This is a genomic window from Nostoc sp. NMS8 (genome assembly GCF_017115045.1).
Classification (GTDB): domain Bacteria; phylum Cyanobacteriota; class Cyanobacteriia; order Cyanobacteriales; family Nostocaceae; genus Nostoc.
In genome coordinates this window covers 102452-114362 of record NZ_JABXKK010000085.1, presented here as the reverse complement: position 1 = coordinate 114362, position 11911 = coordinate 102452, and the positions used below count along the sequence as shown (strand labels likewise).

13 protein-coding genes are annotated in these 11911 nt (G+C 41.8%); 3 read left to right on the top strand and 10 right to left on the bottom strand.

What is annotated here, in order from left to right; all coding sequences use genetic code 11:
- Together HWQ39_RS16275 and HWQ39_RS16270 are read right to left on the bottom strand one after the other, a co-directional pair.
- On the bottom strand, positions 1–2050 hold a 2050-nt coding region (locus tag HWQ39_RS16275; RefSeq protein WP_292846860.1), incomplete at its 3' end, for a WD40 repeat domain-containing protein.
- A gap of 31 nt (positions 2051–2081) precedes the next feature.
- Complete coding sequence (locus tag HWQ39_RS16270; RefSeq protein WP_292846857.1) at positions 2082–2486, bottom strand: hypothetical protein; 405 nt, start codon at positions 2484–2486, stop codon at positions 2082–2084.
- Positions 2487–2673: 187 nt separating this feature from the next.
- On the opposite strand from HWQ39_RS16270, the gene HWQ39_RS16265 reads away from it, so the two are divergent.
- Positions 2674–3081, top strand: coding sequence for an NB-ARC domain-containing protein (locus HWQ39_RS16265; protein WP_292847134.1), 408 nt, complete (start codon positions 2674–2676; stop codon positions 3079–3081).
- Between the two features lie 297 nt (positions 3082–3378).
- On the opposite strand, the gene HWQ39_RS16260 is transcribed toward HWQ39_RS16265, so the two are convergent.
- The 6 genes from HWQ39_RS16260 to HWQ39_RS16235 all read right to left on the bottom strand — a co-directional run bounded on the left by HWQ39_RS16260 (position 3379) and on the right by HWQ39_RS16235 (position 8129).
- Positions 3379–4035 (bottom strand): pentapeptide repeat-containing protein, encoded by a 657-nt coding sequence (locus HWQ39_RS16260; RefSeq protein WP_292846856.1) that lies wholly within the window; start codon positions 4033–4035, stop codon positions 3379–3381.
- A 321-nt stretch (positions 4036–4356) separates the two neighbouring features.
- A complete protein-coding gene (locus HWQ39_RS16255; protein WP_292846854.1) occupies positions 4357–6156 on the bottom strand; it encodes an asparagine synthase-related protein in 1800 nt (599 codons plus the stop codon).
- A 118-nt stretch (positions 6157–6274) separates the two neighbouring features.
- Entirely contained in the window at positions 6275–6400 is a 126-nt protein-coding gene (locus HWQ39_RS16250) for a DUF3368 domain-containing protein (RefSeq protein ID WP_292846851.1), read from the bottom strand.
- An 86-nt stretch (positions 6401–6486) separates the two neighbouring features.
- Positions 6487–6756, bottom strand: a complete 270-nt coding sequence (locus HWQ39_RS16245) for a hypothetical protein (protein WP_292846848.1) — start codon at positions 6754–6756, stop codon at positions 6487–6489.
- On the bottom strand, positions 6753–6998 hold the full coding sequence (locus HWQ39_RS16240) for a UPF0175 family protein (protein WP_292846845.1): 246 nt from the start codon (positions 6996–6998) through the stop codon (positions 6753–6755). The genes HWQ39_RS16245 and HWQ39_RS16240 overlap by 4 nt, the downstream gene beginning before the upstream one ends.
- A 168-nt stretch (positions 6999–7166) precedes the next feature.
- Positions 7167–8129 (bottom strand): orange carotenoid protein N-terminal domain-containing protein, encoded by a 963-nt coding sequence (locus HWQ39_RS16235; RefSeq protein WP_292846842.1) that lies wholly within the window; start codon positions 8127–8129, stop codon positions 7167–7169.
- Between the two features lie 536 nt (positions 8130–8665).
- Here HWQ39_RS16235 and HWQ39_RS16230 point away from each other — a divergent pair.
- Together HWQ39_RS16230 and HWQ39_RS16225 are read left to right on the top strand one after the other, a co-directional pair.
- Positions 8666–8878 (top strand): chlorophyll a/b-binding protein, encoded by a 213-nt coding sequence (locus HWQ39_RS16230; protein ID WP_292846839.1) that lies wholly within the window; start codon positions 8666–8668, stop codon positions 8876–8878.
- A 65-nt stretch (positions 8879–8943) separates the two neighbouring features.
- The gene (locus HWQ39_RS16225; RefSeq protein ID WP_292846836.1) at positions 8944–9183 is read left to right on the top strand and encodes a hypothetical protein; all 240 of its coding nucleotides are present in this window, start codon (positions 8944–8946) and stop codon (positions 9181–9183) included.
- A gap of 570 nt (positions 9184–9753) precedes the next feature.
- On the opposite strand, the gene trpE is transcribed toward HWQ39_RS16225, so the two are convergent.
- Positions 9754–11283 carry an anthranilate synthase component I gene (gene trpE / locus HWQ39_RS16220; RefSeq protein WP_292846833.1) on the bottom strand — a complete coding sequence of 510 codons (1530 nt, stop codon included), beginning with the start codon at positions 11281–11283 and terminating at the stop codon, positions 9754–9756.
- 92 nt (positions 11284–11375) lie between these two features.
- Positions 11376–11801 (bottom strand): photosystem I reaction center subunit II PsaD, encoded by a 426-nt coding sequence (locus tag HWQ39_RS16215; RefSeq protein ID WP_292846831.1) that lies wholly within the window; start codon positions 11799–11801, stop codon positions 11376–11378.
- Between the last annotated feature and the right edge of the window lie 110 nt (positions 11802–11911).

Below are 11911 nucleotides of genomic sequence, written 5' to 3'. Positions count from 1 at the left end.
AAACCGAGTTTGTATGCCCAGTTAGGGTTTTGATTTCTTTGCCAGTGGTGCTATCCCACAGTTTCACCGTGTTGTCATCACTGGCAGAAGCTAGCATCTTGCCATCGGGACTGAAGCTGATGCCCAAAACCGAGTTTGTATGCCCAGTTAGGGTTTTGATTTCTTTGCCAGTGGTGCTATCCCACAGTTTCACCGTGTTGTCATCACTGGCAGAAGCTAGCATCTTGCCATCGGGACTGAAGCTGATGCCCCTAACCCAGCTTGCGTGTCCTCCCAAGGTGTTGGGTGCGGCAACATTGTGAACTGTATTTAATAATGTCAGTTCTACCTGGGTGCGGGTATCCGCATCAACCCAGAATTTACCTCGCATTTTGACAGCAGCTTTGACGCTTGATTCGACAGCTTTTCGCCCATTTAAACTCAAAAACCCATCGGAACTTTGGGCAAAGGCATTAATTTGACTGATTTCGGCATTCCCCCAGCCTATACCCGCTAGTCCAGATAAACCCAAAGCTAACACCAAACCCCCTGCCAATCCGTAAAAAGTCAGTTGTTTTCTGCGTTCCCGTTGCTTTTGTTCTTTATCCCTCAATGCTACACTAGCTTGAATAAACTCTTGCTCGGCTGCGCTAGTATCCTCTCGCCGTTGTTTTAGCTTTTCTTCCCCCTCCACCAACGCTGCACCCCGCAACAATGCCCCTTCATCCCGTTGCGTCTGTTCCCATTGATACATTGCGGAGCGCAAACGGTCTTGCCAAGCCCGAAAGCTACGGTCTGCATTCATCCATTGCCGAAGTTCACCCCAATTACGGATTAACGCTTCATGGGCAACTTCTACTGTCTCTTGGTTAGCAGAATTTTGACTGGTGACAACTAATCGATTATCCGCCAACTGTTTCACCAATTTCCAGCTGGCTTCACCCAATTCGGCTTTCGTCGCTAGTCGTCGCGTATCCTCCGTTCCTTCCCCCGGATGCACTAATTGAATAAAAATTCGCCGCACCTGTTCTTTTTCAGTGGCGCTCAACTTAGCGTAATTCTCATCTGCATGACGAGCTAATGCACCTTTTACCTCACCAATTTCCTCATAAGCTGCATGAGTTAACTGTTTACCCGTTCGTCGTTTCCACAACTCAGTTAACGCAAACTCCAAAAGAGGTAAATTCCCCGGTTCATCTTCCACATCATCCAAAATGCGTTCCACCATTCCATCTTGAAATGTTATCCCCAACTTTCCAGCAGGCTTTTCAATCACCTGTGAAAGTTCATCACGATTCATCGGTGCCAGCTTGATGTCAGCATTTTGCAACACATCTGCAAGTGGACGATAGGAGAGGAGATTCCCCAAGAAATCCGCCCGCATGGTTCCAACCAGCACAGTATTATTGTCAGGGTCAGATTGAAAACAAGCTAATAAGGTATCTAGGAAACCACGGCGAACTTTCTGATCCGCACACAAAGTATAAAGTTCTTCAAATTGATCGACAATCAACAACACCCGATGATTGGGATAATTCCGTTTAATTTTGGAGAAAACATCTTGCAGAGGAACAGAACCATTGGCAAAGTATTCAGCTAACTGACGAGCTTGAAGCATTTGCTCAGTAGCATTTTTATCCGGCTCGTAAAGGGGAACCAGCGACTCAGCCAGAGCTTGGAATGGTTTTGAACCAGGACGGAAGTGAGTAAACTTCCAATAACCTTGTTTTTGTAACTTCGGCACCAATCCCGCCAAAACCACCGAAGATTTACCACTTCCCGACGCACCCAACACGGGTATAAACTTTCGGCTTTGAGTGGCGGCGAACAGTTTTTCTACAAATACCTCGCGTCCAAAGAAAAACTCTGCATCATCGGGGCCAAAATGAAACAAACCGCGATAAGGGCAAGGAAGAGATTCATCAGCAGCATCGGTAGAATCAGAAGTGACTAATTTTGTTTCTTCTCGATAGTAGTAATTGGTAATAGTGATAGTTGCATTACCAGTAGCAGAGGTAGCAGCGTATTCACTCTCTGTAACACGTTGCTGGATCTCGCCTTGCTTAGACATAACATCTACCCTGATTAATTAAGTTACAGTCTCAGTCCTCTTTCGATGTGCCTTGTTCATTGATGCCACTAATACTTGCATTACCAGAACCAGAGGTAGCGGCATATTTGACATTACTGATATTTTGGGTAATAATCTGCTGTCCACCGGGCTGTTCTTTGACTTGATTAAGTAACTCTTGAGCCGCTTGAATAATTGCTGCATCTTGATCGGCACCAGCTTTGGTAATTTTGTCTTTTAATAAACCTTCAGCTTGCTTAATTTCTTCGGGTTTGGCATCTACCATCGCTTGTCCCAGAACATCACCTTCCAATTTTTTCTTAATCAAAGCCTTCAAACCCTGATAGGCATCTTTCACGGCTGTTCCTGCGGTTTCTTTAGTAGCAGCGATCGCACCAGCACCTAAAGCAGCAATAATCAGAGAAATAGGTTCCATAGTTAATTCTCAATAAGTTTACAAGAGCAATTCGATGTATCTAAGAAACATACAACGAAAATAAGGTGCGTTACGCAAATAAAGTACCGCACCCCAAGTTTTGACCAAGTTTTAACTGAATTAACGTGAGTTTGATGAACCTCTCCCCAACCCCTCTCCGACGCAAAGAGGGGCTGAAATATCCTGAATTACTAATTATGGATGCTCACAAGAACTAACGCAGCTAAAGTCATGGATTTTACAAGATGGCTGTCGCTTGCTTACAATCTTCGGTATAGGCGGCGTTGGGAAAACGACTTTAGCCGCTAAATTAGCAATATCAGTTCAAGATCAGTTTGAGTATGTGATTTGGCGATCGCTACAGTACACTCCGCCAGGAAACAGCCTTTTAACTGAATTAGGATCATTTTTATCCAATCAGCAAGAAACTACACCCGACATCGATTTGCTGATCCATTATCTGCGTACTTACCGATGTCTATTAGTTTTAGATAACTTTGAAACAGTCTTAGATGCGGCTTCGATGGTAAAGTATCGCTCTAATTATATGAAAATTGAGTTAACAAAAGTAGAACAAGGGGTACTGCAATCTTAAACTTTTATTTACTCACCCAAGCGATCGCCACAACTCCCACTTTAATTTTTAGTGCGATCGCAGTTGGTTAATAGAAAGTGCGATCGCCCCAAGGGTAGTATATATAAAAGCAAAAGGCATAATTAAATATGACTGAACTTTACAACAGAACTTCTGAAAAGGATAAACGACAACTTTTACGCAATAACATGACCCAAGCTGAAAAAATTGTGGTTACAGCTAAAAGGAAAGCCCCATACAGAGCATGGAAACGAAATCACAAGATTATCTCACTTTGATAGGGCTAATCCTAACTAACTAATAAATAATTATCTGAGGTTGCTTAATCGTGCCATCAGGCATAATAGTATCCCGGAATTTTGCATAAATCAGATTTGTCTTCCAGAGGTTTGCCTTACTCAAGTTTGCCTTGGTTAAATTAGCCCATGTCAAATCTGCACCAGTTAAATTAGCCTCAGTCAAATTAGCTTCTAGTAATTTTGCTCCTGCAAGATTTGCTCCTGCGAGATTTGCAAAACTTAAATTAGCTTCAATCAGCGATGCTTCAATTAATTTGGCTTCACTTAAGTCTGCTTCTCTCAAATCCACATCACACAAAGAAGCACCCCAAAGATTACTAGCTGTAAATTTCACGCGCCATAAAAAAGTTCCGCACAAATTTGCTCCTTTTAAATCAGCATTAGTCAAATTGGCTTCACACAAAGATGCTTCATACAAATTAGCTTCACATAAGCTAGCTTGCATCAAATTTGCGCCACTTAAATTAGCACGAGTCAGAACACAGCCAGACAAATTTGCACCGCGCAAATCCGCTCCGATAAAGTTAATACCACTTAAATCAATTCCTTTCAGGTCGATTCCACTCAAGTCACATCCACTGAAATCTCGACGCTGAAAATATTTATTTGCGATCTGACTTAATATAAATTTCTTTTGTTCAGCATAATTGTTCATGGTATTCACCTCTGGGTGTAATTTATCTCAAAGGTCGAGTGTGATAGTTACCGTATATTGAGAGTACACCCCAAATGGAGATCAGCTTAGTAAATAATCAAAAATAAATTGACGAAAAATCGCCAAGCACCTGAAAATACGCTTTTTCAATAGTTTTTAAAACAAAAAATGCTGACATAAGTCAGGAAATATTCATACAACAGGAGTCATCAGTCATTAGCGCTTATGAGTTAAAATTCTTACAAGTAATCAGTATTGAGTATTTCTTCTTGCTCATCACTCAACACTGAATAGCATCAGCGTATTCTTTTGTTGCTTTCACTACTGCCCTTTTTGATTTACTTGTAGCCAAATTTCTAAACTAGCAAGCAACCACAGCTTTACTCCATAACGACTCCAAGTATCTCCTTGATAGTTTAACCAATTACGAATTGGCAACTGGTTCAAGTAAGGAGTGATAGCTGCATTCCGATTGAGTAATAAATCTCTGGCTTCTTGCTGCCAATATTTGCGAAATCCTAATTGCACCGGTACCATCATGCCACTTTTAGGACGATGAATAATTGTTTCTGGTAAGATATCTGCGATTGTCGATCGCGCAGCGTCTCGTAGAGAAGATGTACTATAAGTAATTGCTTGCTTTAAAACTGCTTTTTCTTCTACTCCAGAAAGCTTATACTTTGGAGGTATTTGCATACTTAAATCTACTATTCGCTGGTCAAACAAGGGAGAACGACCTTGTAAAAGAGCGGCTTGAGTCAAGTTACTCACTTTCGTCAGAATTTGGTCAGAGCCTTTAAATTTGATGTTCATCGCCATCAAACGATTGAGATAACTAGCTTGAGAATATAAATCTTCTTCAAAAACCCAAGGTGCTGTTTGTACTGCTTGCCAAACTTCTGGTTTTAAAAGTTGCGGTAAATCAACAGCGCACTTTTGAAAGGAAATTAAATAAGCTTGCAATGCATCTTGATTGGTGACAGAACCATATAAACTATTAATTAACATTGGCTGATTTTTTGGCCCACCAAAACAAGGGTCGCCACCTTCACCATTTAAAATTATTTCTACGCTTTCTCTCGCAAGTTGTCCCAGCAAAAGGTTGGGAACAGTCAGGGGGTCGCCAATGGGGTCATCTAAATAGGCCATTGTTTCCGGCAAGCGCTCCCACATATCCTTAAAAGTAATTTCTAAAATGTGGTGCTGCGTCTGGCAATGGGATGCAACGAGATTGGAAAATTCTAACTCATTGGGAGATTCAGCACCAAAATGAATCGAGAAGGTGTGAACTGGTGCTTTATGGAATTTTGCGACTAAAGCAGTGATACAGCTAGAATCCAAACCGCCAGAAAGGAAAACACCAACGGGTTCATTTGCCGGTGGTAAATATTCTTGAACAACTTGGTCTAGAAGTTCTCGCAAGCGATCGCCATGCCATGCTAAAGGTTGATCTATTGCTATAATTTTTTCTTGAAGCTGCCAATAAGCTTCAACTTTCTGGTCGGGAAATTCTAAAACGGTTCCAGGTCGCAGTTCGCGCACCTGTTCCCAAAGGGTTCGTTCTCCGGGAACAAAGGCACAACAAAGATAATCTCGCAACGCCACCAAATCTAAATCAGATGAACGATGGGGTGATAAAGTTCTTAGTTGAGGTGCAATCCAACGAACCGAACCAGTGGTAGTGTAATAGAGGGTACGAACACCGATGCGATCGCGAACCAACCTTAACACCTGTTTATCTCTATCCCAAACCACCAGCGCAAACATCCCCACAAGTTGCCTAAGACTTTCATTGCCCCATCGTTCCCAAAGATTAGCAACCAGTTGCAGATAATTTCCTTGAAAGCTATCCGGTTCAATTCCCAAATTTTGCAGCAATTGCACTTGGTTAGTTAACCAAATATCACCAACAACAACAAATCGTCCTCCAGGACTGATTGCTAATTTATCCCTCGAAAATTTAGAATTTGTACGTGGTATAATTACAGAAATTTTATCATCTCGCCAAGCTATATTCTCATAATTTGCATCAACTGTTCCCCATGCTACGCGCCAGCTTGGGTTAGTATTGATGAATGTGATTTTAGGAGATTTATATTTTTTAAACGCATCAAATAGCATGAGAATTTTCTAACGCATAATCAGTAATTTTAAAGCATTATTTAAGAGAGCTTTCAAATCAATATAGCGGTTTTGGCTTGAGTTCAAATGTACTACCAAAATATCATCTGTGCGATCGCTATTCTCCCGCCAACAATAAGACTTCTCCATACAATTGTTCACGAATCCAAAAGCCGTTAGCAATCAAATCATCTAATATCGGTTGTACTTGTGGCACAAACCCTTGTTGTTTAGCTGCTAGCAAAATGCCCAATAGTCCGGTGACTTGCAGACCAGCCTGGATTGCCTCATTTCTGCCTTTTCGTTCATCGATAATCAGTCGATCGGCATTTAACTCGACAGCAAGGGCGATCGCTTCAGCTTCACCGGATCTAAATTAATTTGTAAAGTCTGAAGTAGAACAAGATTTGTAACTGGTATAGTTTGAATCCAATTTAGATTTTTGATTGCCAGTGTCCCTGGATCTGTGGCACCAGAGTTAAGAATTTCCTGATAAACTGCAAATGGAATAATTACCTTACCATAGAGTTGCTGCAACAAAGCTAACTGTCCAATAGCAGCGAGATTGCTGATAGGTGATGTATTGCTGACAACAATCATCGCCAATCGTTAGCTTCCAAACTTTTTACATCCTCTCTTAGTTCAGCTATATCGTAGTGCAGAGAAATTTTGCGACTAGCGAGTAACCTCTGAAACTCAAGTTGATTCATCACAGCAAAATTACTCGCCTGTCCCAGTGTAAAACGCTCTTGTTCAAAGAGCATGATTGCAATTTCCTGAAGCAATTCTGTGTCAGACATCTGAATTGTCTGTAAGACTTTATCTGAGATGACAATACTCATAGTCTTAATTAGCTCATTAACGCCTCTAGATTTAGGATAAGCTAAACCGAAGCTTTCAACAGATATTATTCATTTGCGATCGCTAAAGAAGCCGTTATCAGTTTCTTTTGCTTAAGCGTGGCAAGATGCCTCACTCATCCACGCTTAAGCAGCGACTAATCTAGCGCTCTATTTACGTACTAGGTTCAGGAGTTCTTTCGGAGAAGCCAGCAAGTCAATCGCGACAAAGAAGATTTTGCCTTGGGGGTCTAGCAAAAACCGCCATGCAATATTCATTCCCACACTGGCACCGAACCAAGGGGTTTGGACTTTACCTGTAACTTTAACTTGGGTATAGCCATCTTCCACAGGCTCAGAGACACCGCGCTCTGGGATCATCTTCAATCCCTGGCATTCTTCACGCATATAAGCGCGAATTGCGTCTTGACCAACAATCGGTCTTTCAAAGGGAGGTTGCAACGCACCTTCAGAACGAAACAGAGAAACCGCAGCATCAAAGTCATTGGCATTCATGTTGTTGATATATCCCAACACCGTAGTATTGTTGATGCCCTCAATGGTGACTTTAGTCCGAAATGCTTGTGCAGTCGGAGGAGACACTGGCTCTGAGACTTTTTTGTAACTACCAGGAGCGTTCGGGTCAAATCCCATGCCGAGTACAGTATTGCGTAGGATGGTGATTTGTTGACCGGAATCTGCATTGCGGATGGCTTGCAACACATCAGCAGCTTTAGGAGAAAGCTTGTAACCTTCTGGGATTGGAGCAACGATTCCCTGGGCCATCCATTCTCCTAACTGATACCAGAAGCCCAATTTGATGTTCACGGTGAAGGATGCATAGGAACGGCAGAGGGGAGTATCAGCACGGTTAGCCAAATCGTACATGACTCGTGTTTGAGCCTCAAAAGGCATCTGCTTAATTTGTTCGAGTAAGCCTTGGGCGAGGATCATATTGGCTGCTCCAGGAGCAGCAACCGTAATACTTCTACCCATCTCGGTATAGGCAAACCAGAGCAATGCTAGTTGATCTTCAGCATTAAGCTTTGAGAATGATTCAACAACGGTTGGAACAACATCAGCAATTAGGGTGCCGGGAAAAATACTTTGAGCCGACTGGATGGTAAAAGACATAGCAGAAATTCCCAAAAGAAAATTACAGTTCTAACGAATGTGAAAAGATAAGGCGTTTAGCTGTTAATCAAGGCACTCAGCAGTTTTTGCATCACTAAACAGCCCATCGTAGACATAGCTCTACTAAAGGCATAGCGATGTTGTTGCCGTTGAGTTTAGATACTCGGCAAAGCACATTGCAGGCTCAACTGCATAGTTAGAAAGCCTTGATTAGCGCTGGTTTAACGCATTAATATTGCTTTTATATCTTTATGTAAAGAAACATAACAAGTTCGTTACAAATAAGCAATACTTTCTCAGTTATGTATTTATAATTTTTGTTTATATAGCTGATAAGTTTTACTGAAGTTAAAATAAACGTAATTGGTGCTTTTGTGTGCATTCACTTCCAAAAGCGATCGCTTCTCGTACAAATCCGAAATACCGTACTTACTTTGTACGGCTCCCACTACTTTTATTGTCAAGTCAAGTAGTTACAAAAAATATTTACAATTATTAATATTAGTTCATGCAACAACATAAACAAAGAATAAAAGATGACAAGTAAAGGTTTTACCATTAACGAACGCGGTCAACTTAACAGATTTGCGATCAAACCTAAGGTTTATGTTGATGAAACCCCACGAGTAGGCTTCACCAAATATGCCGAAAAACTCAATGGTCGTTTGGCAATGATTGGCTTTGTCTCACTCATCGCTTTAGAAGTTATCACCGGATACGGTTTGGTTGAATGGCTAACCAGCCTTTAGAGAAGACATTTTGAGATTTATGAATTTTCTTCGCTTGACGAATAAACCAATTTAGAGGCAAACTTATGAAAACTGATTTTGATTATCCCAATAAAAATTTGATTGGGGTCGTCGTTTTTAGACCTGATTTCAACAACTTTGAGGCTATCAATGCAAATCAAGCTTGGTCATTGTTTTTTACAGCAGGTCAAGAGGATAAGGGATTAGGACAAGAAATTGAGTTCGGCAGATTTTTCACTAACCTTTTAATTGCCATTGGAGTAACTGGAATTCTTTGGGCAAGATACTTTAGCCAATTGGGATGAACAAGTTTGTTCATTACTAGTGTGGTAAATTTAACTGAGGTCTTGGGTTTGGATACCAGGACTTATTTGCACTTTTTAATAGCTGTAAAAAACTCTGTTTAGCCTTGGAAAAAGTTTGATGTTAATTGGATTTATAAAGCTTCCTAATTTGTCACGGTATTGTGGATACGTGGGCTTAGAAGTAGCACAAATTGTTTCCAAACATCTTGCCGTTCAAAGTAAAACCTATGTAATTCAAAATAGAAGATTATTGATATATCAACTTTTAAAGTCTGGACTGGATTCTCATACAGCAGATAGAACTGTTACTGTACTTATATCAAGTCCAGTTTTGCAATTAAACAACAAAAACCAGTGCGCAATTAATTGTATGCGAAATTGACTATACCAATCCTGAATCATTGCTGAGAAACAAGATCCCTAACTTCTTTAATAAGTCGGGGATCTGCTTGTATATACTAGTACAACACGGCTGAAATAAACCACCCATTCCAAATCAATGAAACGCTTAGGTTGTATTCATTTTTAATTTTTAATTTTTAATTCCGCCTTGCGGTACTAGTCCCCAGTTCAACGCAAAGAACGAATCGCCTCTAATAGACCTCTAGCTTTATTTAGCGTCTCTTCATATTCTTTCTCTGGCTCAGAATCAGCTACCAAACCTGCACCAGCTTGTACGCTTACCGTATTATCATGCACTACCATTGTGCGAATGGCGATCGCAGTATTTAATTGTCCTTCAAAATCGTAATATCCATACACACCAGAATAAACGCCCCGGCGACTAGACTCTAATTCGTGAATAATTTCCATAGCCCTAATCTTGGGTGCGCCGCTTACCGTACCTGCTGGGAAGGAAGCTTTCAGCAAATCCCATGCTGTTTTACCAACTGCTAATTTACCCACAACATTGCTGACAATGTGCATCACATGGGAGTAGCGCTCAACTACCATTAATTCATCGACTTTGACGCTACCACTTTGACAAACACGCCCCAAATCATTCCGCCCTAAATCCACAAGCATGACGTGTTCAGCAACTTCCTTGGGGTCTTGAAGTAAATCCTCTGCGAAGGCTGCATCTTCCTTGGTGGTTTTGCCTCGTGGACGTGTGCCGGCAATTGGTCGTACCGTTGCTATGACTCCACCATCTGAATCTATTTCCGCTTTTACCATCACTTCGGGACTGGAACCGATGATTTGCCAATCTTGGAAGTTAAAGTAAGCCATGTAAGGCGAAGGATTTATCTGGCGTAGGGAACGGTAAAGGGCAAAGGGGTCGCCTGTGTATGTTGTTGATAGTCGCTGAGAAATTACTACTTGGAAAATATCGCCTGCTTTAATGTAATCTTTGGCCTTCTCAACGCTGGCACAAAAATCAGGGCGGGTAAAATTACTCTTATACTCCTCTGCGCCTCTGCTCCCCTGCTCCTCTGCTCCCCTGCTCCCTGGCGGTTTCCATTCTAATTTAGTTTTTTCCGGCGATAGAGGTAGAGATAGCTTTTCGAGCATTTGGGTGACGCGATCGCTCGCTTGTTGATATGCTGCCTGTAAATCTACATTCTCTTCACGCAAATCAGCATAAGCGATCGCCCAAATTTTCCGCTTCACCTGGTCAAAAATCAATAGGTGGTCTACCTGCATCCACAACCCATCAGGTATATTTCGCTCATCTGGTGGATAAATGGGCACACGCGGCTCAATCCAGTTAATCAATTCATAGCCCCAAAACCCAAACAAACCGCCAATTCCTGGCGGTAGCTGTGGTAGTTTCACTGGGTGATAAGGTGCTAAACATTCAGCTAAAGCTGTAAAAGGGTCGCCTGCAAAAACCACCTGCGAACCGTCGCGGTTTTTCTGGGTGGTGCGATCGCCCCTGGCTTCCAAAACCCACACCGGATCGCAACCCACCAAGCTATAGCGTCCTAGCTTTTCCCCGCCTTCTATGGATTCCAACAAAAAGCTATAAGGCTGACCTGCACAAACTTTATACCAAGCAGATACGGGCGTATCTAAATCCGCTACCCATTCTTGATATACCGGGACGAAGTTGCCTTGTAGAGCTAGCTGAGAAAATTCGGAGAAATTCGGAAACATCATTTTTTTTAAGGTAATTGGTAATTGGTAATGGGTAATGGGTTTTTACTTACCATTTACCCATTACTAATTACCCATTAGCTACTAACAGCTAGTTATGGAGCGTCGTAGGGAGTAACACCGCTAAACTTAAGTTTAGAGGCACTGGGGTTTTGTCCGATACGACGATCTACATAACGCACTTTGTCACGACCTGGGTTAACCTTTTCGGGGAAGACACCATCGGCTGGGTGAAGTAAGGTAGTTTCTCCGTTAGGTAAAATCCGGTAAACTTTGTAATCTGTGATTTTGAGTTTACGAAGTTGCTGACCGCCCAAAAAGATGCCATATTCTTTACGAGCTATATACAGCAGGTTTTCACCTTTTCGCATAACAGCAGCACCACCTGTAGGCAATTCAAATACTTGCTCTTTCGGGCTAGTCCAAGTGATGGCGTACTTTTCTTCCACTTCTGCTTTTCTGAGCAAGCCACCAGTGCTGCCAGCAAATAGCGGGGTTTGTCCAGAGAGTTTTTCTGTCATAGGGTCTGATTCTCTCAACGTTTTTAGGGAATCCTAACACCGCAACCACGATCATATTGCGATCGCGTTATAGACTGTAACAGTTTTTAGTCTTTTAGTCATTGGTTATT